Source organism: Curtobacterium sp. VKM Ac-2889, assembly GCF_015350855.1.
Lineage (GTDB): Bacteria > Actinomycetota > Actinomycetes > Actinomycetales > Microbacteriaceae > Curtobacterium > Curtobacterium poinsettiae.
Genome location: NZ_JADKSC010000005.1, coordinates 277,191 through 303,192, shown reverse-complemented (window position 1 = coordinate 303,192; position 26,002 = coordinate 277,191). Strand labels below are relative to the sequence as shown.

General features: G+C 71.6%; 26 protein-coding genes. 12 read left to right on the top strand and 14 right to left on the bottom strand.

Annotation, left to right across the window (positions count from 1 at the left end):
* The first annotated feature begins 52 nt into the window (after window positions 1-52).
* Entirely contained in the window at window positions 53-985 is a 933-nt protein-coding gene (locus ITJ50_RS16555; protein ID WP_194590951.1) for an ABC transporter ATP-binding protein, read from the top strand.
* Window positions 982-1,845: an ABC transporter permease gene (locus tag ITJ50_RS16550; protein WP_042540425.1), complete on the top strand. Its 864-nt coding sequence runs from the start codon at window positions 982-984 to the stop codon at window positions 1,843-1,845. Before ITJ50_RS16555 ends, ITJ50_RS16550 begins: the two co-directional genes overlap by 4 nt.
* Window positions 1,846-2,152: 307 nt before the next feature.
* Here the strand turns inward: ITJ50_RS16550 and ITJ50_RS16545 are convergent, their stop codons facing one another.
* Window positions 2,153-2,752: a biotin transporter BioY gene (locus ITJ50_RS16545; protein ID WP_042540909.1), complete on the bottom strand. Its 600-nt coding sequence runs from the start codon at window positions 2,750-2,752 to the stop codon at window positions 2,153-2,155.
* Between the two features lie 115 nt (window positions 2,753-2,867).
* Between ITJ50_RS16545 and ITJ50_RS16540 the strand changes: the two genes are divergently transcribed.
* Entirely contained in the window at window positions 2,868-4,466 is a 1,599-nt protein-coding gene (locus ITJ50_RS16540; RefSeq protein ID WP_031259783.1) for an ABC-F family ATP-binding cassette domain-containing protein, read from the top strand.
* Window positions 4,467-4,915: 449 nt separating this feature from the next.
* On the opposite strand, the gene ITJ50_RS16535 is transcribed toward ITJ50_RS16540, so the two are convergent.
* Genes ITJ50_RS16535 through ITJ50_RS16525 form a run of 3 tightly spaced genes read right to left on the bottom strand, consistent with a single transcriptional unit; the run spans window position 4,916 to window position 6,641 of the window.
* Window positions 4,916-5,914 carry an SURF1 family protein gene (locus tag ITJ50_RS16535; RefSeq protein ID WP_082047009.1) on the bottom strand — a complete coding sequence of 333 codons (999 nt, stop codon included), beginning with the start codon at window positions 5,912-5,914 and terminating at the stop codon, window positions 4,916-4,918.
* Window positions 5,911-6,219: a hypothetical protein gene (locus ITJ50_RS16530; protein ID WP_081612300.1), complete on the bottom strand. Its 309-nt coding sequence runs from the start codon at window positions 6,217-6,219 to the stop codon at window positions 5,911-5,913. Before ITJ50_RS16530 ends, ITJ50_RS16535 begins: the two co-directional genes overlap by 4 nt.
* Entirely contained in the window at window positions 6,219-6,641 is a 423-nt protein-coding gene (locus tag ITJ50_RS16525) for a DUF3099 domain-containing protein (protein ID WP_052481935.1), read from the bottom strand. Before ITJ50_RS16525 ends, ITJ50_RS16530 begins: the two co-directional genes overlap by 1 nt.
* 165 nt (window positions 6,642-6,806) lie before the next feature.
* On the opposite strand from ITJ50_RS16525, the gene fabG reads away from it, so the two are divergent.
* On the top strand, window positions 6,807-7,520 hold the full coding sequence (fabG, locus tag ITJ50_RS16520; protein WP_031259788.1) for a 3-oxoacyl-ACP reductase FabG: 714 nt from the start codon (window positions 6,807-6,809) through the stop codon (window positions 7,518-7,520).
* 91 nt (window positions 7,521-7,611) lie between these two features.
* Here fabG and serB read toward each other — a convergent pair whose 3' ends face one another.
* Together serB and ITJ50_RS16510 are read right to left on the bottom strand one after the other, a co-directional pair.
* Window positions 7,612-8,250, bottom strand: coding sequence for a phosphoserine phosphatase SerB (gene serB / locus ITJ50_RS16515; protein WP_017887276.1), 639 nt, complete (start codon window positions 8,248-8,250; stop codon window positions 7,612-7,614).
* A 95-nt stretch (window positions 8,251-8,345) separates the two neighbouring features.
* Window positions 8,346-9,587, bottom strand: coding sequence for a glucose-1-phosphate adenylyltransferase (locus ITJ50_RS16510; RefSeq protein WP_042540903.1), 1,242 nt, complete (start codon window positions 9,585-9,587; stop codon window positions 8,346-8,348).
* A 47-nt stretch (window positions 9,588-9,634) separates the two neighbouring features.
* Between ITJ50_RS16510 and glgA the strand changes: the two genes are divergently transcribed.
* The 3 genes from glgA (at window position 9,635) to ITJ50_RS16495 (ending at window position 11,977) form a co-directional block, all read left to right on the top strand.
* Entirely contained in the window at window positions 9,635-10,834 is a 1,200-nt protein-coding gene (gene glgA, locus ITJ50_RS16505) for a glycogen synthase (RefSeq protein WP_031259795.1), read from the top strand.
* A 9-nt stretch (window positions 10,835-10,843) separates the two neighbouring features.
* A complete protein-coding gene (locus ITJ50_RS16500) occupies window positions 10,844-11,626 on the top strand; it encodes an ABC transporter ATP-binding protein (protein ID WP_017887279.1) in 783 nt (260 codons plus the stop codon).
* A gap of 102 nt (window positions 11,627-11,728) precedes the next feature.
* A complete protein-coding gene (locus ITJ50_RS16495; protein WP_017887280.1) occupies window positions 11,729-11,977 on the top strand; it encodes a type B 50S ribosomal protein L31 in 249 nt (82 codons plus the stop codon).
* A gap of 178 nt (window positions 11,978-12,155) precedes the next feature.
* Here ITJ50_RS16495 and ITJ50_RS16490 read toward each other — a convergent pair whose 3' ends face one another.
* Window positions 12,156-12,902 (bottom strand): 3'-5' exonuclease, encoded by a 747-nt coding sequence (locus ITJ50_RS16490; protein WP_197068681.1) that lies wholly within the window; start codon window positions 12,900-12,902, stop codon window positions 12,156-12,158.
* Between the two features lie 35 nt (window positions 12,903-12,937).
* Entirely contained in the window at window positions 12,938-14,647 is a 1,710-nt protein-coding gene (treS, locus tag ITJ50_RS16485; protein WP_017887282.1) for a maltose alpha-D-glucosyltransferase, read from the bottom strand.
* A gap of 113 nt (window positions 14,648-14,760) precedes the next feature.
* On the opposite strand from treS, the gene ITJ50_RS16480 reads away from it, so the two are divergent.
* Together ITJ50_RS16480 and ITJ50_RS16475 are read left to right on the top strand one after the other, a co-directional pair.
* Window positions 14,761-15,837 (top strand): alpha/beta hydrolase, encoded by a 1,077-nt coding sequence (locus tag ITJ50_RS16480; protein ID WP_323749918.1) that lies wholly within the window; start codon window positions 14,761-14,763, stop codon window positions 15,835-15,837.
* Between the two features lie 5 nt (window positions 15,838-15,842).
* The gene (locus ITJ50_RS16475) at window positions 15,843-16,913 is read left to right on the top strand and encodes a glycosyltransferase family 4 protein (protein ID WP_042540929.1); all 1,071 of its coding nucleotides are present in this window, start codon (window positions 15,843-15,845) and stop codon (window positions 16,911-16,913) included.
* Window positions 16,914-17,068: 155 nt separating this feature from the next.
* Here ITJ50_RS16475 and ITJ50_RS16470 read toward each other — a convergent pair whose 3' ends face one another.
* The 3 genes from ITJ50_RS16470 to ITJ50_RS16460 all read right to left on the bottom strand — a co-directional run bounded on the left by ITJ50_RS16470 (window position 17,069) and on the right by ITJ50_RS16460 (window position 19,460).
* Complete coding sequence (locus ITJ50_RS16470) at window positions 17,069-17,800, bottom strand: hypothetical protein (RefSeq protein WP_194590950.1); 732 nt, start codon at window positions 17,798-17,800, stop codon at window positions 17,069-17,071.
* A 67-nt stretch (window positions 17,801-17,867) separates the two neighbouring features.
* On the bottom strand, window positions 17,868-18,506 hold the full coding sequence (locus tag ITJ50_RS16465) for a histidine phosphatase family protein (RefSeq protein WP_042540899.1): 639 nt from the start codon (window positions 18,504-18,506) through the stop codon (window positions 17,868-17,870).
* A 39-nt stretch (window positions 18,507-18,545) separates the two neighbouring features.
* Window positions 18,546-19,460 (bottom strand): Sir2 family NAD-dependent protein deacetylase, encoded by a 915-nt coding sequence (locus ITJ50_RS16460; RefSeq protein ID WP_307359794.1) that lies wholly within the window; start codon window positions 19,458-19,460, stop codon window positions 18,546-18,548.
* A 163-nt stretch (window positions 19,461-19,623) separates the two neighbouring features.
* Between ITJ50_RS16460 and ITJ50_RS16455 the strand changes: the two genes are divergently transcribed.
* A complete protein-coding gene (locus ITJ50_RS16455) occupies window positions 19,624-20,442 on the top strand; it encodes a TrmH family RNA methyltransferase (protein WP_027465662.1) in 819 nt (272 codons plus the stop codon).
* Here the strand turns inward: ITJ50_RS16455 and ITJ50_RS16450 are convergent.
* Genes ITJ50_RS16450 through ITJ50_RS16440 form a run of 3 tightly spaced genes read right to left on the bottom strand, consistent with a single transcriptional unit; the run spans window position 20,439 to window position 23,922 of the window.
* Entirely contained in the window at window positions 20,439-22,094 is a 1,656-nt protein-coding gene (locus tag ITJ50_RS16450) for an AtzH-like domain-containing protein (protein ID WP_194590948.1), read from the bottom strand. The two genes, ITJ50_RS16455 and ITJ50_RS16450, sit on opposite strands and share 4 nt — an antisense overlap.
* Window positions 22,091-23,248, bottom strand: coding sequence for an acetamidase/formamidase family protein (locus tag ITJ50_RS16445; protein WP_194590947.1), 1,158 nt, complete (start codon window positions 23,246-23,248; stop codon window positions 22,091-22,093). Before ITJ50_RS16445 ends, ITJ50_RS16450 begins: the two co-directional genes overlap by 4 nt.
* Window positions 23,245-23,922, bottom strand: a complete 678-nt coding sequence (locus tag ITJ50_RS16440; RefSeq protein WP_042540895.1) for a FadR/GntR family transcriptional regulator — start codon at window positions 23,920-23,922, stop codon at window positions 23,245-23,247. Before ITJ50_RS16440 ends, ITJ50_RS16445 begins: the two co-directional genes overlap by 4 nt.
* Window positions 23,923-24,069: 147 nt before the next feature.
* Here ITJ50_RS16440 and ITJ50_RS16435 point away from each other — a divergent pair, with 147 nt between their 5' ends.
* A complete protein-coding gene (locus ITJ50_RS16435) occupies window positions 24,070-25,365 on the top strand; it encodes an amidohydrolase family protein (RefSeq protein ID WP_017887292.1) in 1,296 nt (431 codons plus the stop codon).
* Window positions 25,358-25,981, top strand: a complete 624-nt coding sequence (locus ITJ50_RS16430; RefSeq protein ID WP_194590946.1) for a DUF1097 domain-containing protein — start codon at window positions 25,358-25,360, stop codon at window positions 25,979-25,981. Before ITJ50_RS16435 ends, ITJ50_RS16430 begins: the two co-directional genes overlap by 8 nt.
* The last annotated feature ends 21 nt before the right edge of the window (window positions 25,982-26,002 follow it).

The window sequence follows — 26,002 nt, the reverse complement described above, 5'->3', positions numbered from 1 at the left end:
TCCCCCCAACGGCGGACGCGGCGCCGACCACCGCTCCCGTAGCGTCGACGCCGTGATCGAAGTCAGCCATCTCACCAAACAGTACGGTCCGAAGACCGCCGTGGACGACGTCTCCTTCGTCGTGCGTCCCGGCAGTGTGACCGGCTTCCTCGGGCCCAACGGCGCCGGGAAGTCCACCACGATGCGCATGATCATGGGGCTCGACCGGTCCACGTCGGGCACAGCCACCGTGAACGGCCAGCCCTACACGAGCTTCCGCGACCCGCTCCGGCAGGTCGGCGCCCTGCTCGAGGCGAAGGCCGTCCACTCCGGACGCAGCGCCTACAACCACCTGCTCTCCCTCGCGGCGACCCACGGCATCCCGAAGTCCCGCGTGCACGAGGTCATCGACATGACCGGCCTCGACTCCGTCGCGAAGAAGCGCGTCGGCGGGTTCTCGCTCGGCATGGGGCAGCGCCTGGGAATCGCTGCCGCACTGCTCGGCGACCCGAAGACCCTGATCCTCGACGAGCCGGTCAACGGCCTCGACCCCGACGGCGTGCTCTGGGTCCGACAGCTCGCCCGCCGCATGGCCGCCGACGGCCGCACGGTGTTCCTCTCCAGCCACCTGATGAGCGAGATGGCACAGACCGCCGACCGCGTGGTCGTGCTCGGCCGAGGCAAGGTCCTGGCCGACGCCCCGATCGCGGAGTTCGTCGCCGGTGGCGGCGCCGCTGCCGGCACCGATGCCGCCGTCAGCCGTGTCATCGTCCGCACGCCGGACCCGAACGGCCTGTTCAACGCCATCGGCCCGAACGCCGCGGTCACCCAGCGCGAGGACGGCTCATTCCTCGTCGTCGGGCCCGACGCACCGACGGTCGGCAACATCGCCGCACAGGCAGGCGTCCCCCTGCACGAACTCACCCCGACCGGCGCGAGCCTGGAAGAGGCCTACATGGCCCTCACCCGCGACGACGTCGAGTACCGATCGGAGGGCACCCGATGAGCGCCACCACCTCGCCCACCACACCGTCGACCCGGATGTCCGGCTCGACCCGCCTGTCGTTCCCGCACCTGGTGCGGAGCGAGTGGATCAAGCTGCGCAGCATCCGGTCCACGTTCTGGTGCTACGCGATCCTGGTCGTCCTCACGATCGGCATGGCCGCGCTGATCGGGGCGAACACGAACAGCGGCGGCCAGGAGCTGCCGACGGACCTCGCCAACGGCACCTTCGTGAACGCCAACGCCGTGGGTGTCCTGCTCTCGTCGCTCGTCGTCGGCGTGCTCGGCGTCCTCATCATCACCGGTGAGTACGGCACGGGCCAGGTCCGCTCGACGTTCACCGCCGACCCGCGACGCACCGGCGTGATCCTGGCGAAGGCCACCGTCCTTGCCATCGCGACCTTCGTCGTCAGCGCCGTCGCCACCTGGATCGGCGTCCTCATCTCGCTGCCGCTGCTGGCCGGCAACGGCATCGAGCCGGAGGTCAGCGACCCGTCGGTGTTCCTGCCGATCCTCGGTTCGTCGGTCTTCCTGACCCTGCTGGCGCTCCTCGCGTACGGCATCGGTCTGCTCGTCCGGTCGAGCGCCGGCGGCATCGCGATCACGCTCGGCCTCCTGCTGGTCGTTCCGGGGGTGCTCGCACTCATGAGCGGACTGATGAAGGTCGACTGGCCGATGGACATCGCGGCGTTCCTGCCCGACTCAGCCGGCGGCCAGCTCTACGCCTACTCGTACGACGGCGCGAGCACGGTCGACAACAGCGGGGTCGTGCTGAACGGCTGGGGCGGCTTCGGCGTCCTCGCCGCCGAGGTGCTCGTCGTCGGTGGCCTCGCCCTGACGCTCGCGCGCCGTCGCGACGTCTGACGCGACCACCCCACGGCCGGGAGGCGCGGTGCCAGCTGGCACCGCGCCTCCCGTCCGTTTGTGCGCACGCCACGCGCGGGGCGCGCCGCCGAGTGGTCGCAACCGCCCGCTCACGTTCGCCGAGCGGTCACGTTCTGTCGGCTGACCCCGCTCCAGGCGACGGAACGTGACCACTCGGCATCCGGGCAGTGGGGAGTCGTGACCGCACTGACAGCCCGGCGCCGCGGCCGCCTGCCTGCCCGCCCACCCGCCGCTGACGCAGAACGGCCCCACACCGATCGGTGCGGGGCCGTTCTCGTGCGAGGGGTCAGCGGCGGCCGACGGCCTTCCACGCGAGCGGCAGGATGCCGGCGGCGATGAGGGCCTTGGCGACGCCACCGATGATGAACGGGTACAGGCCGGCGGCGAGCACCGACTGGACGTCGTTCGGGGCGCCGAGCTGGCCGAGCGCCACGGCGAGGTACGGCAGGCCGGTCACGAACGGGATCGCGCTCGCGAGCAGCATCGCGACCGCGGCACGACCGACGTTGCGGTCCCAGTTGCGGCGGGCGAGCCAGCCGACGAGCCCGGCGGCCGGGATGAAGCCGATGACGTACCCGAAGCTCGGCAGGGCCAGGGCCTGCAGGCCGCCCTGCAGGTCGGCGAAGAACGGGGCACCCGCGAGTCCGGCGACGGCGTAGACGAGCAGCGAGAGCATGCCGCGACGCGCGCCGAGCGTCGCGCCGACGAGAACGACGGCCAGCGTCTGCCCGGTGATCGGGACCGGCCACATCGGGACCTCGAGCTGCGCCATCGCGGCGGTGAACAGGGCTCCGCCGGCGACGAGGGCGGCGTCGGTGGCCAGCCCGTGCGTGCGCAGACGGTCGGCGAGGACTGCGCGGGGAGCGAACCCGGTGGCGTTCGTCATGGATTCTCCTAGAATGGACTGCTGGTTCCGTTCGGAACCATCGGTCCCGTCAGCGTAGCGGTGCACCTCACGCACACACCGTTGTGCAAACCCACCAACTGATTGGACGTCCACTGTGCTTGCCGTGCACGAACTCGAGATCCGCGTCGGAGCTCGTCTCCTCATGGAAGAAGTGTCCTTCCGTGTCGAGAAGGGCGACAAGATCGGACTCGTCGGCCGCAACGGCGCGGGGAAGACGACGATGACCAAGGCCCTCGCGGGCGAGACGCAGCCGAACGGCGGCACGATCGACCGCGGCGGGGAGATCGGCTACCTGCCGCAGGACCCCCGCTCCGGCGACCCGGAGGAGACGGCGCGGAAGCGCATCCTCGACGCCCGCGGGCTCGGTGAGCTCGTGGAGGGCATCCGCCTCGCCACGCTCGACATGGCGAGCGACGACGCGGCCGTTGCCGAGAAGGCGATGCGGCGCTACAGCCGTCTCGACGACCAGTTCAACGCGCTCGGTGGCTACGCGGCCGAGGCCGAGGCCGCCTCGATCGCGTCGAACCTGAAGCTGCCGGACCGCATCCTCGACCAGCAGCTCAAGACGCTCTCGGGTGGTCAGCGACGGCGCATCGAGCTCGCCCGCATCCTGTTCTCGGACGCCGAGACGATGATCCTCGACGAGCCGACCAACCACCTCGACGCCGACTCCGTCGTGTGGCTCCGCGAGCACCTGAAGACCTACCCCGGCGGCGTCATCATCATCTCGCACGACGTCGAGCTCGTCGAAGAGGTCGTGAACCGCGTCTTCTACCTGGACGCAAACCGCCAGACCATCGACATCTACAACATGGGCTGGAAGCTCTACCAGCGGCAGCGCGTCGCCGACGAGGAGCGCCGTCGCAAGGAGCGCGCGGGCGCCGAGAAGAAGGCCGCCACGCTCAAGGACCAGGCCGCTCGGTTCGGTGCGAAGGCCTCGAAGGCCGCCGCGGCGCACCAGATGGTCGCGCGTGCCGACAAGCTGCTCGCCGGCCTCGAGGACGAGCGCGTCGCCGACCGCGTCGCGAAGATCCGTTTCCCCACGCCGGCGCCATGCGGTCGTACGCCGCTGATGGCCGAGGGGCTGTCGAAGTCCTACGGCTCGCTGGAGATCTTCGCCGGTGTCGACCTGGCGATCGACCGCGGCTCCCGCGTGGTCATCCTCGGCTTCAACGGTGCGGGCAAGACGACGCTGCTGCGCATCCTCGCGGGTGCCGACCAGCCCGACACCGGTGAGATCCAGCCAGGCCACGGTCTGCGCATCGGCTACTACGCGCAGGAACACGAGAACATCGACATCAACCGCACGGTGATCGAGAACATGGTGTCTGCGTCGACGGACCTCAACGAGACCGAGGCCCGTCGGGTGCTCGGGTCGTTCCTGTTCACCGGCGACGACGGCTACAAGAAGGCCGGCGTCCTGTCCGGTGGTGAGAAGACGCGTCTGTCCCTCGCGATGATCGTGGTGTCGGGGGCGAACGTCCTACTGCTCGACGAACCGACGAACAACCTGGACCCGGCGTCGCGCGAGGAGATCCTCAACGCCCTGGCCGGCTTCGAGGGCGCGGTCGTCCTGGTGTCCCACGACGCCGGGGCGGTCGAGGCGCTCAACCCCGAGCGCGTGCTGCTGCTGCCGGACGGCACCGAGGACCACTGGAACAAGGACTACGCGGAGCTCATCGAGCTCGCGTAGCCGCCTGCGAGACGCCGTCGTGTCCACACGACGCCGCTGAGCCGTCGAGGCGCCGCCGGACACGGCGGCGCCTCGACGACGTGGGGGCGTGTCGTGATGACGACGGCGTCTTGCGCACCGGCCTCGGGGTCGGTCGGGCGTCGCGCCTCCCGTCCGCACGGTGCCGCGTTCGCGGTCCGGTGCGCTGTTGCGTGCTGGGTGCGCGCTTGTGGTGCTGCACGGTGCGGGGAAGCGCGCACGGGGTTGCGAGGTGCGCACGGTGCGGTCTGGAGGCGCGGTGCTGGTCGTGTGTCGCGCCTCCCGTGCGCACGGTGCCGCGTTCGCGGTCCGGTGCGGTGTTGCGTGTTTGGTGCGCGCTTGTGGTGCTGCACGGTGCGCGGAAGCGCGCACGGGGTTGCGAGGTGCGCACGGTGCGCTGACACGCACACACGCACACACACGCCAGCGCGTCAGCGACGGGACGCGATGAGCTCGTCCTCGATCTCGGCGTCGGTCTTCGGCTTGAGGTTCTTGCGGCGTTCGCGCTCGAGGGCACGCTCGCGCTCCTCGGGGTCGTCCTGGTTGAGGTTCCGGTACTCCTGCACCATCACGTACGCCAGGAACCCGAAGCCCCCGGCGGCGAACAGGAACCACTGGATGAAGTAACTCAGGTGCAGCCCGGTGTCGGCGTTCGGGCGATCCCAGCCGAGCGGGCGGGCCTCGGTCGGGGCGGGGGACTCCGAGGCGAGCTGCCCGTACGCACCGGTCCAGATGGGGTCGTCGACCTTGTTCGCCACGTCGGCCAGGGTGACCGACTGCACCTGGTCGGTGTCCTTCGGGTCGGAGCGGCCGGGGATGCGGGGTTCGCTCTGCTGCAGCCGGACGACGGCGGTGACCTCGCCGGACGGGGGAGCGGGAACGTGGTCGGGGGCGTCCTGCGCGTTGCCGGTCGGGACCCAGCCGCGGTCGACGATGAAGGCGCGGCCCTCGGACGTGACGAGCGGGGTGAGGACCTCGAACCCGGGCTGCCCGTTGTGCACGCGGTTGCGGACGAGCAGCTGGGAGTCGACGTCGTACCGGCCGGTGACGGAGACCCGGAGCCACTCCTGCTCGTCCTGCCAGCTCGACGCCTTCGGCAGCGCCCGGTCGAGGGGGACGGGCGTGTGGTCGTAGTTCTGCGCGACCTGCTCGTTCTGCCGGACGGCCTCGTTGCGGCGGTCCCACTGCCACATGCCGAACAGCGTGCAGACGATGGCGAAGGCGACGGCGATCGCGAAGTACCCGAGCCAGCGGCGGCTCCGGACGAAGCGCCAGCCGACGAAGGGCTCGTCGGAGCGGCTGATCGAACCCGAGTCCGAGCCCGACCCCGAGTCCGAGCCAAAGCCGGAGCTCGATCCAGCGGCGGCACGCTGCAGCTTGGCGGCGTGCTTGCGGCCGTACCGGGACTGCGGGTCGAAGCCGTCGGTCATCGCGAGGTGCCGGTGGCGCGCACCCCGACGTCGTTCTTCGGCGCCGCCACCGGGTCGCGCTCGTCGTCGAGGCGGTCGACGTCCTCGTGCATGCCGGTGACGCGCACCGGGAACGAGCGGGACCGCAGGTAGTCCGCCAGGAAGTCACGGTGCTCGTCGCACGCCGCCCAGATCTTCACACGGTCGATCGCGTGGATGCGGGGGTTGCGCCAGTTCACGCGCCAGCCGGCCGTCGAGGTGCAACCCGCTCGCGAGCACACCGGGGTCGATCCGGGCTCGGTCTGCAGGTCGAACGTCGCACCCATCAGCGGGGCCCCCACATCTTCGATCGGTCGCCGTTGCGCTGCCACTCGTCCTGGGCGTGCTGCGCCTGCTGGCGGAGGCGGTCCTGTTCGTCGCGGTAGGCCTGGGCCCGTGCATCCTCCTGCTGTTCGCGGAGGCGCGGGTCGACGGCGTCGTACAGCTCGATGGACCCGGCGGGGGAGATCATGTCGCTCTCGGTCCGGCTGCCGGCGTTCGCGATGACGACGGCGACCCAGGGGATCACCGCGGCGAGGACGATCGGGATGACCGCGAGCCACGAGTGCCAGGTCGAGTACACGAGCACGGCGGAGATGAAGAGGACCACTCGGATGGCCATCTGCCAGACGTAGCGGGACAGGCGGTGCGCCCGGTCCTGCTCCGGTGTGTCCGGCAGCGAGGTGATGCTCGTGTGCGTGCTCTTCATACAGATGGTCTCCGTCTACCCGTGGTCAAGCCTAATCCCGCCGGGCCGATCATGGGTGCGCCGCGCGCGAACCGGCAGGGTGGTCGGCTCCGGTACGCTCGTCCGGGCGTGTCCGCCGGGTCCCCGGCACCGCGTGCCGAGCAGAACCCACCGAACGGAGCGACCATGAGCACCCCCCGTACCGTCCTCATCACCGGCGGCAACCGCGGCATCGGCCGCGCGCTGGCCGAGCGGTTCGTCGCAGCCGGCCACCGGGTCGCCGTGACGTCGCGCAGCGGTCAGGGTGGTCCCGAGGGCGCGCTGACGGTGCAGGCCGACATCACCGACACGGCCTCCGTCGACGCCGCGTTCACGCAGGTCGAGGCCGAGTTCGGTCCGATCGAGGTCCTCGTCGCGAACGCCGGCATCACGAACGACCAGCTGCTCCTCCGCATGTCCGAGGACGACTTCACCAGCGTCGTCGACACGAACCTCACCGGCACCTTCCGCGTCGTCAAGCGCGCCACGAAGGGCATGATGAAGGCCAAGTTCGGGCGCATCGTGCTGATGTCGAGCGTCGTGGGTGCCTACGGCCAGATCGGCCAGGTCAACTACGCGTCCTCGAAGGCCGCCCTGGTCGGCATGGCCCGCTCGATCACCCGTGAACTCGGTTCGCGTGGCATCACCGCCAACGTCGTCGCGCCCGGCTTCATCCAGACCGACATGACCGCCGCGCTCTCCGACGAGCTGCAGGCCGAGTTCAAGAAGGCGATCCCGGCCGCCCGCTACGGCACGGTCGACGACGTCGCCGACGCCACGTTGTTCCTGGCGAGCGACGGCGCCGGGTACGTCTCCGGAGCGATCATCCCCGTCGACGGCGGCCTCGGGATGGGGCACTAGCCACCACCTGCGCGCCGTTTCGTGCCCAGCGACCGTCCACGGGTGCTCGCGCGCCTGACGTGTCGCTGAGCGCGAAGACCAGCCGGTCCGCTCAGCCGCGCAGACCGAGCGTCGCGAGCACGGCGGACAGGTCACGGTCGACGACCGCGACGTCCGCCTGCTCCCGCACGCGCGGCTTCGCGTCGAACGCGACCGACAGCGCCGCGACCCGCATCATCTCGAGGTCGTTCGCGCCGTCCCCGATCGCGATCGTCCGTGCCGGGTCGACACCGTCGGCGTCTGCCCACTCGCGGAGCGCGACGGCCTTCGCGTGCGCGTCGACGACGTCGCCGAGCACGCGGCCGGTCAGCACGCCGCCGCTGACCTCGAGCCGGTTCGCCCGGCAGTGGTCGAGGCCCAGCTGCTCGGCGAAGGGGTCGAGGACCTCGTGGAACCCGCCCGACACCACGCCGACGGTGCCGCCGGCGGCGTGCACGCCGCGGACGAGCTGGTCGGCGCCCCGCGTCACACGGACCGCCTGCTGCGCGCGGACGAAGACGTCCGCCTGGAGGCCCGCCAGGGTCGCGACACGCTCCCGGAGGCTCTCGGCGAAGTCGAGTTCCCCGCGCATGGCGCGCTCCGTGATCGCCGCCACCTGTGGCCGGGTCCCGGCGCTGTCGGCGAGCAGTTCGATCACCTCGTCCTCGAGGAGGGTGGAATCGGCATCGAGGACGACGAGGAAGCGGGGCACGCACCAACGGTACCGACTGGCGGAGGCTCGGCCGCGTCGGGGACGCGAGCCGTGCCTCCAGACCGTCCGTCCGAGGCTGCGCCCCGGGTGCGTCGTCACGCGTCGACGCGGACGCCCTTGCCCACCACGGTGATGCCGGACGCGGTGACGGTGAAGCCGCGTGCCTCGTCGGCCTCGCGGTCGACGCCGACCTGCGCACCCGGTGCGAGGACGACGTCCTTGTCGAGGATGGCGCGGTTGACGATCGCGCCGGCGCCGATGGTGGCGCGCTCGAACACGATCGAGTCGAGGACCTTCGCACCGGAGTCGATCGAGCACCACGGCCCGATCATGCTGCGCTCGACCTGGGCGCCCGACACCAGGCAGCCGAGCGACACGAGCGAGTCGACCGTGGAGCCGGTGTTCCCGTTCGCGTCGCGGACGAACTTCGCCGGCGGCAGGTTCGTCTGCTGGTTGAAGATCGGCCAGTCCTGGTTGTACAGGTTGAAGACCGGGACCGGGGCGATGAGGTCCATGTGGGCGTCGAAGAACGAGTCGATCGTGCCCACGTCGCGCCAGTAGTACTTGTCGCGGTCGGTGGACCCGGGGACCTCGTTGCGCTGCAGGTCGTACACGCCGGCGTCGCCGCGGTTGACGAAGTCGGGCACGATGTCGCCGCCCATGTCGTGCGCGGAGGTCTCGAGCTGGCCGTCGCGCAGGACCGCGTCGACCAGGGCGTCCGCGTTGAACACGTAGTTGCCCATCGAAGCCAGGATCTCGCCGGGGGAGTCGGCCAGGCCGATCGCGTCCTTCGGCTTCTCGAGGAACGCGTCGATCTTGGTCGGGTCGTCCTCGGCCACCTGGATCACGCCGAACTGGTCGGCGAGGCCGATCGGCTGGCGGATCGCCGCCACGGTGACACTGCGGCCGGAGGCGATGTGCGCCTCGACCATCTGGTGGAAGTCCATTCGGTACACGTGGTCCGCGCCGACGACGACCACGATGTCGGGGCGTTCGTCGCGGAGCAGGTTGAGCGACTGCAGGATCGCGTCGGCCGACCCGGCGAACCAGCGCTTGCCGAGCCGCTGCTGCGCGGGGACCGACGCGACGTACGAGCTGAGCAGCCCCTCCATCCGCCAGGTCTCCGCGACGTGTCGGTCGAGACTGTGCGACTTGTACTGGGTCAGGACGACGATCTTGTTGAGACCGGAGTTCACCAGGTTCGACAGTGCGAAGTCGATGAGACGGAAGTTGCCGCCGAACGGGACGGCGGGCTTCGCGCGATCGGCGGTGAGCGGCATGAGTCGTTTGCCTTCGCCACCGGCGAGCACGATACCGAAGACCTTCTTTGGAGCCATGCCGCTCACAGTAGGCGTCAGCACTGGGAACCGGTTACCTTGAACCAGTGCGAGTCGATCTGCTGACCAGGGAGTATCCGCCGGAGGTCTACGGCGGAGCCGGTGTCCACGTGTCCGAACTCACCGCCGCGTTGCGGTCGGGAACGGAGACGGAAGTCCGTGTCCGGGCCTTCGGGGCCTTCCGTGACGAACCCGACGTGTGGGGCTACCGGACCCCTGACGGCCTCGGCCAGGCGAACGGCGCACTGCAGGCCCTGGGCACCGACGTGGCCATCGCGGCCGACGTCGAGGGCGCCGACCTCGTGCACTCGCACACCTGGTACGCGAACTCCGCGGGCCGGATCGCGCAGCTGACCTACGGCATCCCGCACGTCGTCACCGCCCACAGCCTCGAGCCCCTGCGCCCGTGGAAGGCCGAGCAGCTCGGCGGCGGCTACCGCCTGTCCAGCTGGATGGAGCGCGAGGCGTTCGAGAACGCCGACGGCGTCATCGCGGTCTCGAAGGCCATGCGTGCGGACATCCTGCGTTCCTACCCCTCGATCGACCCGGCGAAGGTGCACGTCGTCTACAACGGCATCGACATCGACGCCTGGAAGCCGACCGTCGACGAGGACGCCGTGCGTGCCCTCGGCATCGACCCGACGCGCCCGAGCGTCGTGTTCGTCGGACGCATCACCCGGCAGAAGGGCCTGCCGTACCTGCTCCGCGCCGTGGCGTCGCTGCCGTCGGACGTGCAGATCGTGCTGTGCGCCGGCGCGCCGGACACCCCCGAGATCCTGGCCGAGGTCACCGCGCTCGTCGAGGGGCTCCGCGCCGAACGCGAGGGCGTCGTCTGGATCGACCGGATGCTCGCGCACCAGGAGATCGTGAACGTGCTGTCCTCGGGCACCGTGTTCGTCTGCCCGTCGGTGTACGAGCCGCTCGGGATCGTGAACCTCGAGGCGATGGCGTGCGGGATCCCCGTCGTCGGCACCGGCACCGGGGGCATCCCCGAGGTCGTCGCCGACGGGCTCACCGGTCGCATCGTCCCGATCGACCAGGTGCAGGACGGCACCGGCACCCCGACCGACCCCGACCGCTTCGTGGCCGACCTCGCCGCGACCCTGGCCGAGGTGCTCGCCGACGAGGGGCTGGCGAAGCTCATGGGACGTGCCGGACGGCTCCGCGTCGAGACCGAGTTCACCTGGGACGCGATCGCCACCAGGACACGGCAGGTCTACGACCAGGTGCTCGGCCAGAACCCGTAGGCTGGTCGCATGCCCTCGGTCGTGCGCTTGTCAGACGTCTCCGTGGTCCGCAACGGGGCCACCATCCTCGACGCGATCTCGTGGGAGGTGCAGGACGACGAACGCTGGGTCGTGCTCGGCGCGAACGGCGCCGGCAAGACGACGCTGCTGCAGGTCGCCGGTGCCCAGACGTTCCCGACCTCGGGCGACGTCGAGGTGCTCGGCACCGAGCTCGGTGGGGCAGACCTGTTCGAGCTCCGCCCGCGCATCGGCTTCGCGTCGACCGCCCTGGCGCGTCGCATCCCCGTCACCGAGAAGGTCATCGACGTCGTGCTCACCGCGGCGTACTCGGTGACGGGGCGCTGGAACGAGGAGTACGAAGAGCTCGACGTCCGTCGTGCGCAGCGCGTGCTCGAGGAGTGGGGCCTGGGGTCCTTCACCGACCGCACGTTCGGCGACCTGAGCGACGGCGAGCAGAAGCGCGTGCAGATCGCCCGGGCGGTGATGACCGACCCGGAGATCCTGTTCCTCGACGAACCGGCCGCGTCGCTCGACCTCGGCGCCCGTGAGAGCCTCGTCCGCACCCTCGGCGGCTACGCCCAGAGCGCCGACTCGCCCGCCATCGTCATCGTGACCCACCACGTCGAGGAGATCCCGGCCGGGTTCACCCACGCACTGGTCCTCGCCGACGGCCACGTGCAGGCTGCCGGCCCAATCGACGAGGTCCTGACCGACCAGACCCTGACCGAGGCGTTCGGCATCGACCTCTCGGTCACCAAGGACGCCGGTCGCTACACGGCACGCGCCGCGTAGCGCTGCGATCCCGCCGTCTCTCTGGTATCGTGGACGGCTGGCGCAAGCCGACGACTTCCCGCGCAGTTCGCGCAATCCCACCACCGCTATCGAGGAATCTCCATGAAGACCGACACCCACCCCGAGTACCGCGCCATCGTCTTCCGCGACCTGGCCTCCGGTGAGACGTTCCTGACGCGTTCGACCGCGAACAGCGACAAGACCATCGAGCTCGACGGTGCGACCTACCCGGTCATCGACGTCGAGATCTCGTCCGCTTCGCACCCGTTCTACACGGGCAAGCAGCGCATCCTCGACTCGGCCGGCCGCGTCGAGAAGTTCAACCAGCGCTTCAAGGGCTTCAGCAAGTAAGCAGCCCCCACGCAACGCCGACGGGCGGCCCTCCTGCAGGAGGGCCGCCCGCTCGCGTTGTGCGGTGTCTCCGGCGGCCGCTGGCCCGGGCCCGCAAGACACCGGTGTTCGCGCGTCACACCGGGTTGTGCGGGTGTTCGGCGCACGAACACCGGTGTCCCGCGCGGGCTGTGCGGGGTCAGGCGCCGTTGCGGTGCGGCCAGCGGCCGTCGGCGGTGAACGACGGGTCGCGCTTCTTGCGCATGTAGTCCTGGAACGACGCGGCCTGCTCGGCGCACCAGCCGACCTGCTTGCGGTGGAGTGCTTCGGCGGAGATGCCGAGTTCGTCCGGGTACTTGCCCGCGATGGCCTGGGCGACACGCCCGGCAGCGATGGCGTCCGCGCCGGCGTCGTGGGCGTCGTCGAGGGTGACACCGTAGAGCTCGGACGCGGCTTCAAGCGTGCGCTTGCCCTTGCGGAAGGTGTCGAGCGCCTTGTCGATCACGAGCGGGTCGACGACGTTGCCGATGACGGGGGAGGCGAACCCGTGCCGCTTCGCTTCGCGGTCGAGGACGGTGAGGTCGTAGGGGGCGTTGTAGATCACGAGCGGGATGCCCCGGGCGAACACGGCTTCGATCGCGGCGATGATCTCGCCGACGACCTCGGCCGCGGGACGCCCCTCGGCCTGGGCACGTTCGGTCGTGTACCCGTGCACGGCCGCGGCGCCCTCGGGGATGGGGACGCCCGGGTCGGCGATCCACGCGCCCTCGACGATGGAGGCCCCGGTCATGTCGATGAGTCCGACGTGGGCCGTGACGATGCGGGCCGTCTCGACGTCGACCCCGGTGGTCTCGAGGTCGAAGACGCCCAGCGCGTGCCACCAGGGGCGACCCGTGAGGTCCTGGGACGGAGCGGGTGCGTCGAGCTGTGCTGTGGGGAACGTCACGCGGTCAGGCTAACGGGACGCACCGACACCCCCGACTACCGGGTCGGCGCGCCGACGTGCAGCCAGTAGAACGACTGCGTGCCCATGGTGAGCGTGACGGTGCCGTCCTCGTCGAACGACGGGAACGAGCTGCCGCCGAACAGGTCGTAGAGCGGGCGACCCGCGAACTCCGGCGCGGAGATCGTGACCGAGGTCGGGTTCGTCGCGAACGAGAACACGCACAGGACGTCCTCGGCGGACGGCCCGAACTGCTGCCCGGAGCCCTCCCACGAGCGGACGAAGGCGAGCACCGAGTCGTTGGAGGTCTCCTGCACGTTCAGGGAGCCGAGGCCGAACACCGGGTGGGCCTTGCGGGTGTGGATGACGTTGCGGACCCAGTGCAGCAGCGAGCGCGACTGGGCCAGCTGCGCCTCGACGTTGACCTGCGCGTAGTTGTACACGAGCGACTGCACGACGGGCAGGTAGAGCTTGCCCGGGTCTGCGGTGGAGAAGCCGGCGTTGCGGTCCGGCGTCCACTGCATCGGTGTGCGGGACGAGTCGCGGTCCGGCAGCCAGATGTTGTCGCCCATCCCGATCTCGTCGCCGTAGTACAGGAACGGTGAACCGGGCAGCGAGAAGAGCAGCGCGTGGATGAGCTCGAGCTCGGCGCGCGAGTTGTCGAGCAGGGGAGCGAGACGTCGGCGGATACCGATGTTCGAGCGCATCCGCGGGTCGTAGCCGTACCAGCCGTACATCGCCTGCCGGTACTCCTCGCTCACCATCTCGAGCGTGAGCTCGTCGTGGTTGCGGAGGAAGACGCCCCACGCGGCGCTGGCTGGCACGTCGAGGGTCTCGGACAGGATCGCCTTGAGCTCGGCGGCGTGCTGGGCGCGGAGCGAGTAGAAGATGCGCGGCATCACCGGGAAGTCGAACGCCATGTGGCACTCGGGCTCCTCGTCGGTGCCGAAGAAGGCTGCGGTCTCGCGCGGCCACTGGTTCGCCTCGGCCAGGAGCACCCGGCCGGGGTACTCGTCGTCGACCATCGCGCGGAGCTTCTTGATGAACTCGTGCGTCTCCGGCTCGCCCTCGCCGTTGCCCTCCTCCGACTCGAACAGGTACGGGATCGCGTCGAGCCGGAGGCCGTCGACGCCCATGTCGAGCCAGTGCCGGACGACGTCGTAGATGGCCTCGATGACGGCGGGGTTCTCGAAGTTCAGGTCGGGCTGGTGCGAGAAGAAGCGGTGGAAGAAGAACTGGCGCCGGACCGGGTCGAAGGTCCAGTTGGACTCCTCGGTGTCGACGAAGATGATGCGGATGTTCGAGTAGTCCTCGTCGGTGTCGCGCCAGACGTAGAAGTCGCCGTAGGGGCCGTCCGGGTCCTCGCGGGACTGCTGGAACCACTCGTGCTGGTCGCTGGTGTGGTTGATCACCATGTCGATCACGATGCGCATGTTCCGCTCGTGCGACTTCGTGACGAGCTCGCGGAAGTCGTCGAGGGTGCCGAACTCCGGCAGGATCGCCCGGTAGTCGGCGATGTCGTAGCCACCGTCACGCATCGGCGACTGGAAGAACGGCGGCAGCCACAGCGCGTCGACGCCGAGCCACTGCAGGTAGTCGAGCTTGCCGATCACGCCCTGGATGTCGCCGATGCCGTCCCCGTTGGAGTCGACGAACGACCGGATCATGCACTCGTAGAAGACCGAGCGCTTGTACCACTGCGGGTCGAGCGTCAGGCCGGGCAGCTGGATCGGGGCTGTGAAGGTCACCGTGCTCCTCGTCGTCGTCGACGGACCGCTCGACGGCCCGCCCCGGACACGATAGGCGCGAGATGCTGCGGGTGTCCGGGGATTCGTGCGGTTCGCTCCCTAGACTGACGCCGATGCAACCGCCCGTGCTCTCCCCGTACCAGTCGTTGATGGCCGCCACACCGGTCGTGCACCGGGCCGTCCAGGTCGACGGCCGGGCCACGCACTACTGGGTCTACGGGCCCGAGGACGCGGATCGCACCGTGCTCGCAGTGCACGGGTTCCGCGGGGACCACCACGGCCTCGAGACGATCGCCGCGCACCTGGAAGGTGTCCGCGTGATCGTGCCCGACCTGCCCGGCTTCGGCGTGTCCGATCCGCTGCCGGTGTCCGACATCGACGCGTACGTCACCTGGCTGACCGGGTTCCACGCCGCGCTCGGGCTCGGGCGCGACACCGTCGTGCTCGGGCACTCGTTCGGGTCGATCGTGGTGTCGGCCACCGTCGCCGCCGGTCTCGACACCCGGCTGCTCGTCCTCGTCAACCCCATCGCCGCCCCGGCACTGCAGGGTCCGCGTGCCGTCGGGACCGCGATCGCGATCGGGTACTACCGTGCCGGCGCGGTGCTGCCGAAGCCGATCGGGCTCGGGATACTGCGGAACGGTGCGATCGTCCGGGCGATGAGCATCGCGATGCTGAAGTCGCACGACCCCGTCGTCCGCCGGTGGGTCCACGATCAGCACGACCGGTACTTCTCGGCCTTCGCGAACCGTACGAGCGTGCTCGAGGCGTTCCGCACCTCGGTCACCCACGACGTGTCCGAGTACGCCGACCGGATCGACGTGCCCGTGTTGCTCGTCGCGGCGGAGCACGACGACATCACCGCCGTGCCCGAACAGCGTGCACTCGCCGAACGCCTGCGGGACGCCGAGCTCGTCGTGATCCCGGGTGTCGGGCACCTGGTGCACTACGAGACACCGGCTCCGGCCGCCGCCGCGGTGCTGCGCCGGATGGCGGACACGGCCGCGCGCCCTGGACGGGGCCGCGGCACCAGGGCGGGCCGACCGTCGGGGGCGGGGCGGGCCTCCCGGACGACCGCCGCGAAGGCGACCGAGGCGAAGACGGCTCCGGCGAAGTCGAACACCACGAAGCCGAACGCCGCGAAGGCGACCGAGGCGACGGCGAGCGACACGAAGGAGACCGACGCGTGACGCGCCTGCGCATCGGGATCGACTGCCGGTACGTGCGGATCGGTCGGCACGACGGCATCAGCCGGTTCACGGCCGGAGTGGTCGCGAACCTGCCGGACCGACACGACTTCGTGCTGCTCGTCCACGACGAGCGCCAGCTCGAGTCGCTGCCGCCGGACCTGCCGTGGGAGCTGCTGCCGGCACCGACGGACGCGGGGGAGCCGCTCGTCGCCCGGCGGGTCAACCGTCTGGGGCTCGACGCGGTGTTCTCACCGATGCAGACGATGGGGTCGCGCGGGCGCCGGTACGCGCTCGTCCTGACGCTGCACGACCTGATCTACTACCGCAACCGCACGCCCCCGCGGGAGTTCTCGTGGCCGCTGCGGCTCGGCTGGCGGGCGTTCCACCTGTCGTGGGCGCCGCAGCGGTTCCTGCTGAACGGTGCGGACGGGGTGGTGACGGTGTCGGAGACGACCGCCGGGCTGATCGCCGAGCACCGGTTGACGAGACGACCCGTGACGGTCGCGTACAACGCGGCCGACCCGGCGACGCCACGGGCGACCGGAGCGCCGCGCGAGCGCTCCCTCGTCTACATGGGGTCGTTCATGCCGTACAAGAACGTCGAGACCCTGGCGGCGGCGCTGCCGCTGCTCGGGGCGGACTGGACGCTGCACTGCATGTCGCGGGTGTCCGGTGCCGACCGGGCGCGACTCGAGGGGCTCGCTCCCGCGGGGACGATCGTCTTCCACGACGGCGCGACGGACGAGGAGTACCTGTCCGTGCTCCGTTCGGCCACGGCGCTGGCGACCGCGTCGTACGACGAGGGGTTCGGCATCCCGCTCGTCGAGGCGATGGGCGTCGGGACCCCGGTCGTCGTCAGCGACATCCCGATCTTCCGCGAGATCGGTGGCGATGCGGCCGAGTACTTCGACCCGGCGTCGCCGTCCGCCGTCGCCGCGGCCGTCCGGCGGGTCGAGGACCGGTGGGACGAGGCTTCGCTGCGGTCGATCGAGCGTGCTCGGCGGTTCCGGTGGCAGGACTCGGCGGAGCAGGTCGTCCGGGCCGTCGAGCGGGCCGTGGGGGACCGGCGGGCCTGAGGGCGGGCGCGGGCGGGCGCCGGCGCGGGCTCGGGGCGCTGGCGCGGTCTCGCGGTTCGTGGCGATGCGGAACGACGCTGCCGATGTCGTACGACGTCGACCGTGTCGTTCCACGTCGCCCGCCCGCAACGACCGCGCGACCACACCTCCTTCCGCTACTGCGGCGCGATCACCTGCACGTCCGCCCCGGGGAACACCTTCTGCGTCTCCTCGGTCACCCGCGACACGATGGGCGGCACCGCTGCTCCCCGCCCCGGGGTCCGCACGACGATCGACTGGTCCCGTGCGGTGTCGGACGGGTCGCCGCCGCGCTCCCACGAGCAGCGGACCGCGGTGACCCCGCCGATGCGGTCGAGCGTGTCCGCCAGCGCGAGTCGCTTCGCCGCGACCTCCCCGGCTCCTGTGACGCCGATCTGCAGGCTGCCGAGGTCGGCGATCGCGACGACGCGGACGCCGTTGCCACCGGACTCGTCGGCTGCTCGGCTGATGGCGGCGACCAGGTCACGTCTGGCAGCGCGGTCGAGCGAGGGGTCGGCGCGGACCGTCGCGACCGCGTCGTAGCTCGCGAACCCGGTCTTGGCCGGGGCGTGGTGCCGCACCTCGATGACGCCGGGCAGGTCGTCCACCCGCGTGTCGAACCGGTCGAGCGCGATGTCCGGCCGTGGGAACACCCCGCCGATGCCGTTCTGCACGGAGCCGATGATCGACCCGAGCACCACGGCGATGACCGCCGCCACGACGAGGACGCTCACGCCGATGACGAACCAGGTGCGGGCGCGGGTGCGCGTGGGGATGCTCGCCGTCTCCGGGCCGAACACGCGGTCGAGGTCGTCGTCGGACGGATCGGGGGCATGCCGGCCGTGTCGGCTGGTTCCGTCGTCGGACATCTGGCTCCCGTCACCCTGGGTTGCGGGTGGTCCCCGGTGTGCGGGTGCGTCGGAGCGTAGTCCCCGGTCAGCCCCGGCGTTCCAAGGGGTTCTGGTACTCGAACGCCGAGCCGCCGGTGGCGTCGGAGACGTCGTCGATCGGGTCGTCGAACCGGACGAGTTCGGCGTGGAAGCGCTCCGGGTCCCACCGGAACGAGTGGATGGACCCGTTCCGGATCGGGGTGTGGCCGCGGTCGGCCGTCCCGGGGGCTGCGGCGTTGACGACGCTGCGGATCACCGCGCCGTGCGTCGCGACCACCACGACGCCTCCGTCGAAGCGCACCGCGATCTCGCCGAGGGTCTCGGTGATCCGCGCGAGCAGGGCGGAGCGGGACTCCCGACCGGGGATGTCGTCGTGCGGGTACCGGGCGGACACTTCGTCGTCGGTCAGGCCCTCGGCCTCGCCGTAGGACCGCTCGGCCAGGCCCGGGTACGTCGTCGGGGCGTCGAGTCCCAGGTGATCGGCGATGATCGCACCCGTCTCGGCGGCGCGGGACAGCGGGGAGGCGACCACGGCGTCGAACGGCCGGCGGGTCAGGAGTTCGGCGGCCTCGGCGGCCTGCCGTCGTCCGGTGTCGTTGAGCGGGATGTCGGTGGAGCCCTGGATGCGGCGCTGCGCGTTCCAGTCGGTCTCGCCGTGGCGGACGAGGTACAGGAGGGTCGTCACCCGTCGATCTTCGCAGACGCGACCGGCGGACCCGTCCGGCTACTCGGACGAGCGCGAGTCCGCGCGCGACGCCGCATGCGACGCCGCGGGTGAGGCTGCGGGTGACGCCGCGGGCGACTCCGCGCGCGACGCCCCCGCCGCACTGAGCCGCTCCGCCAGGTGCACGAGCGTCTCGGTGGTGCCGGCGTCGAGCTTCACGGCCGCCCGGCGGTCGCTGCGGGTCTCACCGCGGTTCACGATGACCACCGGGTTCTTCCGGCGTGCCGCGTGGTCGACCAGCCGCACGCCCGAGTTCACGGTGAGGGAGGACCCGACCACGAGCAGCGCGTCGGCGTCGGCGACGATCGACACGGCCTCGCGGAACTTCTCGGCCGGCACGAACTCGCCGAAGAAGACGACGTCGGGCTTCAGGTCGCCGCCGCAGACGGAGCACGCGGGCACGACGAACCGTTCGACCTCGGTGATCTCGACGTCGCCGTCGGGCTGCAGCTGCACGGACCCGGGCTCGTCGATCCAGGGGTTCGCCCGGTCGATGGTGGTGGCGAGGTCGGAGCGGGAGAACACCTGCCCGCACCGCAGGCACACGGCGCGGTCCATCGACCCGTGGATCTCGACGACGCGACGGGACCCGGCGCGCAGGTGCAGGCCGTCGACGTTCTGCGTGATGACGCCGGCGACGATCCCGGCGTCCTCGAGCGCGGCGAGCGCCCGGTGCCCGTCGTTCGGCGTGGCGGCCGCGAAGCTCCGCCAGCCCAGGTGCGATCCGGCCCAGTACCGCTGGCGCTTCGCGGGGTCGGCGAGGAACTCCTGGAACGTCATGGGCTTCCGCACGACGCGTCCGGCTCCGCGGTAGTCGGGGATGCCGGAGTCGGTGCTGAGACCGGCGCCGGAGAGCACGGCGACGCGCTTGCCCGCGAGCAGCTCGACGACACGGTCGAGGTCGTCGGCGCTCACCGACCCGGAGGTGGCCCCGGAGGCCGCTCCGGTGGTCGGTCCGGTCGTCGACGCAGCATCATCCAGCACCCTGTTCACGGTACCCTCAACACCCGACCGTCCCGGTCACTTCCCGAGCGGAGCACCGGGGACGCCATCGCCGCACCACACCGAAACGAGCCCCGTGCACCCCGTCCGCATCGACTCCCTCGACGATCCCCGCCTCGACGACTTCGCCCGGCTCACCGACGTGGCGCTCCGTCGGGTCTCGGAGCCCGAGGGCGGCCTGTACATCGCCGAGTCGAACACGGTCATCGAGCGGGCGGTCCGCGCCGGTCACGTGCCGCGCAGCATCCTGGTGCAGGAGAAGTGGCTCGACAGCGTCCTGCCGCTGGTCGCGGAGCACGACGGTCCCGTCTTCGTCGGTGCGGACGCCCTGCTCGAGGAGCTCACCGGTTTCCGCATGCACCGCGGTGCGATCGCTGCGATGCAGCGTCCCGAGCTGCCGAGCGTCGCCGACGTGGTGCGGGACGCGAAGGTCGTCGTCGTGCTCGAGGACATCGTCGACCACACGAACGTCGGTGCCGTGTTCCGCAGCGTCGCCGGTCTCGGCGCCGACGCCGTGCTCGTCAGCCCGCGCTGCGCCGACCCGCTGTACCGCCGGAGCGTCCGGGTGAGCATGGGCACCGTCCTGCAGGTGCCGTGGACCCGCATCGGCGACTGGCCCGCGGCGGGTGAGGAACTCCGCGCACAGGGCTTCCACCTGGCCGCGATGGCACTGACGGACGAGTCCGTCGACCTCGACGCCTTCGTGGCGGACCTGCCCGACAGGGTCGCGCTCGTCATGGGCACCGAGGGGCAGGGACTGACGCCGGCCGCGATCGCGTCGGCTGACACGACCGTCCGCATCCCGATGGCACACGGCGTCGACTCGCTCAACGTGGCCGCGGCGAGCGCCGTCGGTCTGTGGGCGGTCACCCACGCCCGGCGGCTCGCCTCCTAGCGCACCACCGAGACGGTCGGGAGGCCCGGGGCGGGCTGGTCCGGCAGCATGCGCCCGGCACGGGTCACGAGGGCACGGTCGGTGTCCGGTCCGCCGACCAGACAGACGCCGACGGGCGCGCCGGCCACGGTCATCGCCGGTGCGCTCACCGCGGGGAGCCCGCCGACGCTCGCGAGCGCGGTCATCGCCGTGGTGGCGGTCCGGGTGCGCTCGAGCGCTCGGGCGTCCGCGCCCAGCAGCGGTGCGGGCCCGGGGACGGTCGGGAACAGCAGGGTCCGACCGGCGAGGGCACCGCGGATCGTCGTGCGCACGGCGTCCAGGGCGGTGACGGCGTCGGCGGTCGCGTCGGGGTCGTTCGCCCCGGCCGCGCGGAACCGGTCGCCGACCACGGCGCTCAGCGCTCCGGGGTGCGCGTCGATCCAGGGGCCGTGTGCTGCCAGGGCCTCGGCGGCCTGGACGAGCCGCAGCTGCTCCTGCAGGGCTCGGGGCTCCGGGATGCCGAGGTCGCGCAGTCGGACGGTGGCGACGGGTTCGTCGAGGGTCTCGACGAAGGCCGTGAAGGCCCGGGCGGTGTCCGGTTCGACGAGCGCGACGAGTTCCTCGGGGACGACGAGCACCGTCGCGTCGACCGCGTCGTCCGGTCCGGGCATCGGCGGGACGGTGGCGTCGAGGGCGGCGAGCAGCACCTCGGGGCTGCGGGTGAGCCACCCGACGGTGTCGAACGACGGCGCCAGGGGGAGCAGCCCGTCGCGGGACACCGTGCCGTGGGTCGTCCGGAGGCCCCAGAGTCCCTGGTACGAGGCGGGGACCCGCACCGAGCCCGCGGTGTCCGTGCCGATCCCGATCTCGACCATCCCGAGGCCGACGGCCGATGCGGATCCGCTGGACGAGCCTCCCGGCAGTCGGGTGGGGGCCGCGCTGTTCGGCGGCGTGCCGTGGTGCGCGTTCCGGCCGGTCAGGTTGTAGGCGAACTCGTCGGTGCGTGCGATCCCGCGGATCGACGCGCCGGCGGCGAGGAGCGCGGCGACCGCGGGGGCGGCCGTCGTCTCGACCGGTGCCTCGTGCAGGTAAGTCGGGTTGCCCGCGCCGACCGGCTGGCCGGGCACGGCGTAGAGGTCCTTGACGGCGATGGTCAGGCCGTCGAGCGGCCCCACGGCGGTGGGTGCGACGAGCGGGTCGCCGACGGCCCGCCAGACGGTGGTGTCGACGGCTTTCGGGCGGCCGGTGACGTGGGCCGCTTCGATGCGCCAGCGGGGTCCGGCGCCGGTGTCGGTGTCGGTGTCGCCTTCGCCGTCGCGGCGCCAGAGCTGGGTCTGGAGGCCCTGCCCACCCGCGGCGAACCGGGACACCGACACGACGAGGGCGCGGTCCTCGGTCAGGGGGCGGACCTCGACGTGCGTCAGCGACCGGGTCGCGACCCCACCCCGTGCCCCGCGGAACGCGCTGATCGCGTCGTGCCCGACGAGCAGGCCGCGGTCGTCGCCGCGCATCGTGCCGGGGGAGTCGACGAAGGCGGCGTCGAGGGCGTCGAGGTCGTTCGCCAGCAGTGCCGTCTCGTAGGCGTCGAGGGCTGCGAGCAGGCCGGCCGGGGCGTCGGGCGCGTCCGGCGTGGCCGGGGTGTGCGGCTTGGTCGACGTTCCGGGCGTGGTCATCGGACGGGCTCCTCGAAGTCGGCCTTGCGGATGCGGGCGTGGACCCCGGTGACCAGGTCCACCACCTGCGAGATGTTGAAGTCGGTCGCGGCGGACAGGTACGCGTACGCCAGGTGGCGTTCCATGCCCCAGCGCGCGCCGAGGATCGCGACGGCGTGCCGGACGCACTGCCGGACGGCCTCGTCGAGGTCGGGGTCCATGCCGGTGGGCACCAGGAACTCCTGCGTCTCGGCGACGGGCCAGACCAGGTCGCCGAAGCGGGCGGCGGCCTCGGCTGCCGGGGTCAGGTCGAAGCGGATGGTGGCGCGGAGCGAGGCCTCCATCGCGGTGAGCGCCACCTCGCCGTCGCCCTGGGCGAAGTGCGGGTCGCCGACGTGGGCCAGCGCACCGGGGACGAGTACCGGCAGGTGCAGCTGCGAACCGACCTGCAGCAGGTTGACGTCGATGTTGCCGCCGTGACGACCGGGCGGGACGGAGTGCAGCCGCTCGCCGGGGGTCGCGACGCCCATGATCCCGAGGAACGGTGCCAGGGGGAAGTGCGCGAAGCGGTCGCCCGCGGCGGTGAGCGGGATGCGGCCCCGTCGACCCTGGGCGGTGTCGACGACGTCGGCGAAGACGCTCACCGTCGTGCCGTCGACCGGGAACTCGCCGTGCAGGGCACCGCGGCCGTGCCGGTTCGAGACCACGCCGTAGTGCACCCGGGGCAGGGTCTCGAGCACCGTCATGGTCAGGACGTCACCGGGGCGGGCGCCGCGCACCGCGATCGGACCGGACACCACGTGGGGGCCGTCCGCCGTGGGGTCGCGGTGTCCGGAGCGGGCGATCGCGACGGCGTCGGTGAGGACGTGCTCCGGGGCGACACCGTGGTCGCCGAACCAGGCGACGGGGTCGCTGCCCTGGTCGGGCAGGATCCCCTCGTGGCTGACGGTGTCGATGGTGACGGACTCCCCGGCACCGATCGTCAGGGCGGGGACGTCACCGTCGCTCGGCAGCCGACCCCACAGGACGGTCTCCGGGTCGACGTGCAGGGAGTGGTCGCCGCGGACGGGCCCGGCGCCGGGCTGCAGGGTCGGGACCGCGGGGGCGGTGTTCTGGTGTGCGGTGGTGCGGTGTGCGGTGGTGCGGTGTGCGCTGGTGTGGTGTGCGGTGGTCATCGGTCCGTCCTCCGTTCGACCAGGTGGGCCACGTCGGCGAGGTGGTCGGCCATCGCCCGGGCCGCGCCGTCGACGTCGTGCTGCCGGATCCGCTCGAGGATCCGCTCGTGCCACTCGAACGACGACCGCCGCCCCTCGCTGGTGCTGTGCGACCGGGCGCGGACGTCCTGCACCCATCCGCTGCTGAGCTCGCACAGGGACACGAGCAGGGGGTTGCCCGAGGTACGGGCGACCTGCACGTGGAAGGCGACGTCCTGCGCGAGCGACTCCTCCGGGCTGAGGCCCGCGTGCGTGGCGGCGAGGATGCGTTCCAGGGTGAGCAGGTCGGCCGCACCCGCCCGCGCCGCCGCGAGTCCCGCGACCTGCGGCTCCACGACCGTCCGGAACTCGGCGACGTGCTCGGCCCGGTGGTCCAGGTCGTCGCGGTGGTGGTCGAGCAGGGCCGACGCCTCCTCCGGCCTCGGCAGCACGACGGTGCCACGACCAGGGGTCCGGGAGACCAGGCGACGGCGCTCCAGCTCCTGCAACGCCTCGCGGATCGTCGTGCGGGACACGGCGAGGTCCTCGGCGAGGGTGCGTTCCGGCGGCAGCTTGTCGCCGGGCTGCAGGTCGTCGAGCACGAGCGTGCCGAGGTGGGCGGCGGTCGCCGCACTCAGGGTCCGTCCACGGTGCATGCCATCGACCGTAGGGCCCGTTGGTCTGCTTGGTTCATTGGTACGACCAACTTTTACACGGCCGTCACATCCGGCGTCGGAACCCGAAACACGGTGGGCGAATGGTGGAGCACACCCCGCCAGCACCGACCGGAAGAGAGGTCCGACGTGGACCTGGTCCTCACCAATGCACGGCTGACCGACGGCCGTTCCGTCGACCTCGTGATCACCGACGGCCTGATCGCCAGCATCTCCGACACGCTCCCTGGTGCCGCCGCTCCCGCTGGTTCCGCCCGGGTGGTCGACTGCGCCGGCCGCGTCGTCATCCCCGGACTCATCGAAGCGCACCTGCACGTCGACAAGGCCCTGCTCGACCGGGAACGCCCGAACCCCGACGGCACACTCGCCGGAGCCATCGCCGTCACGGGCGAGCTCAAGCGCGGCTTCACCCACGCCACCGTCCGCGACCGCGCCCGCACCCTGCTCGACCAGGCCATCACGAACGGCACGACCCTCGTCCGCGCACACCCCGACGTCGACCCGATCGTCGGGCTCACCGGCGTCGAGGTCCTGCTCGACCTGCGCGACGAGTACCGGGACGCCCTCGACCTGCAGATCGTCGCCTTCCCCCAGGAGGGCATCGCGAAGGCACCGGGCACGCTGGCCCTGCTCCGCCGGGCGCTCGCCGCAGGGGCAGACGTCATCGGCGGCTGCACCTACAACGAGCGCACCCTCGCCGCGTGCCACGAGCACGTCGAGACCGTCCTGGACCTCGCCGAGGAGTTCGGCGTGCCGGCGGACCTGCACGCCGACTTCGCCGACGACACCTCCGACCCGCGGTACGCGCTCGCCGGGCACATCGCCGACCGTGTGGCCGCCCGCGGGCTGCAGGGGCGGGTGGCGCTCGGCCACGTGACCTCGGTCGCCAGCCTGCCCCGCGGCGAGCGCCGGGTGCTGTTCGACCGCCTGGCCGCCGCCGGGGTCGCCGTCGTGCCGCTGCCCGCGACCGACCTGCACCTCGGCGGCCGGTCCGACGACCACGACGTCCGCCGCGGGGTCGTGCCGGTCCGTGAGCTCTGGGACGCCGGCGTCACGAGCGCGTACGCGTCGAACAACGTCCGGAACGCCTTCACCCCGTTCGGGAACGCCGACCTGCTCGACGTCGGGCTCCTGCTGGCCCAGACCGGGCACCTGTCCGGACCGGACGACCTGCGACGGGTGCTCGCGATGGCCACCACCGGTGCCGCGCAGGTCGTCGGCGTCGCGGACACCCACGGCATCCGGCCCGGTGCCGCCGCCGACCTCGTCGTGCTCTCCACCACGGACCCGGACGGCGTGCTGCTCGACCGGCCGGACCGCGCCCTCGTCGTCAAGCGCGGCCGGGTCGTCGCCGAGACCACCAGGACCACCCGACTCACCACCAGCCGCACCACGAACCGATCGAAGGAACTCAGCCATGCGTGAACGGATCCCGCACGAGATCGTCGCCTCCGTCCTGGCCGGTGCCACGGCGTTCATCGGGGGCAACGCCCTGCACCTGCCGACCTGGGCGGTCTTCATCAGCTGGGCGGGGATGTTCCTGCTCGGCAGCAAGCCGACGCTGCGGAACGCCACCCGGCTCTGGGCCGCGATGCCGATCGGGTCGGCGTTCGGTCTGGTCATCGTCCTGCTCGACCAGCGGTTCGGCACGCTCTTCGGCGAGCGGCAGGCGGCGCAGAACACCGTGCTGGCGCTGCTCATCCTCGTCGTGAACTGCGCGCTGATGTACACCGGTCGCACGAAGCTGTTCGGGCTCGTCCCCGGGATGTTCCTCGGGTTCGCCTCGTTCTTCGCGACGTGCTTCGGCGGGTTCGGCTTCGACCCGGGGAACGCCTGGGCCGCCTGGGTCTCGGTCGTGCTGATGAACGCGCTCGGCCCGGTGTTCGCGTACCTGTCCCGTCGCCTGACCTTCGCGCGGCCCGAGACGACCGGCGCGGCCGATGTGGCCGACCCGGCCGTGGGTGCGCACCCCGCCAGCCCGGCCGCCCAGGCCCCTGCTCCGGAACGGCAGCCCGACCAGCCGGTCGCAGCCTCGGCCTAGGAGCGGACCGGTACGCTCGGG

Excerpts from the sequence above, each read along its gene's own strand:
- ITJ50_RS16550 (WP_042540425.1), top strand. The coding sequence starts at position 982 with ATGAGCGCCACCACCTCGCCCACCACACCGTCGACCCGGATGTCCGGC.
- ITJ50_RS16545 (WP_042540909.1), bottom strand. The coding sequence starts at position 2,752 with ATGACGAACGCCACCGGGTTCGCTCCCCGCGCAGTCCTCGCCGACCGT.
- ITJ50_RS16535 (WP_082047009.1), bottom strand. The coding sequence starts at position 5,914 with ATGACCGACGGCTTCGACCCGCAGTCCCGGTACGGCCGCAAGCACGCC.
- ITJ50_RS16530 (WP_081612300.1), bottom strand. The coding sequence starts at position 6,219 with ATGGGTGCGACGTTCGACCTGCAGACCGAGCCCGGATCGACCCCGGTG.
- ITJ50_RS16525 (WP_052481935.1), bottom strand. The coding sequence starts at position 6,641 with ATGAAGAGCACGCACACGAGCATCACCTCGCTGCCGGACACACCGGAG.
- fabG (WP_031259788.1), top strand. The coding sequence starts at position 6,807 with ATGAGCACCCCCCGTACCGTCCTCATCACCGGCGGCAACCGCGGCATC.
- ITJ50_RS16510 (WP_042540903.1), bottom strand. The coding sequence starts at position 9,587 with ATGGCTCCAAAGAAGGTCTTCGGTATCGTGCTCGCCGGTGGCGAAGGC.
- ITJ50_RS16500 (WP_017887279.1), top strand. The coding sequence starts at position 10,844 with ATGCCCTCGGTCGTGCGCTTGTCAGACGTCTCCGTGGTCCGCAACGGG.
- ITJ50_RS16495 (WP_017887280.1), top strand. The coding sequence starts at position 11,729 with ATGAAGACCGACACCCACCCCGAGTACCGCGCCATCGTCTTCCGCGAC.
- ITJ50_RS16480 (WP_323749918.1), top strand. The coding sequence starts at position 14,761 with ATGCAACCGCCCGTGCTCTCCCCGTACCAGTCGTTGATGGCCGCCACA.
- ITJ50_RS16470 (WP_194590950.1), bottom strand. The coding sequence starts at position 17,800 with ATGTCCGACGACGGAACCAGCCGACACGGCCGGCATGCCCCCGATCCG.
- ITJ50_RS16450 (WP_194590948.1), bottom strand. The coding sequence starts at position 22,094 with ATGACCACGCCCGGAACGTCGACCAAGCCGCACACCCCGGCCACGCCG.
- ITJ50_RS16445 (WP_194590947.1), bottom strand. The coding sequence starts at position 23,248 with ATGACCACCGCACACCACACCAGCGCACACCGCACCACCGCACACCGC.
- ITJ50_RS16440 (WP_042540895.1), bottom strand. The coding sequence starts at position 23,922 with ATGCACCGTGGACGGACCCTGAGTGCGGCGACCGCCGCCCACCTCGGC.
- ITJ50_RS16430 (WP_194590946.1), top strand. The coding sequence starts at position 25,358 with ATGCGTGAACGGATCCCGCACGAGATCGTCGCCTCCGTCCTGGCCGGT.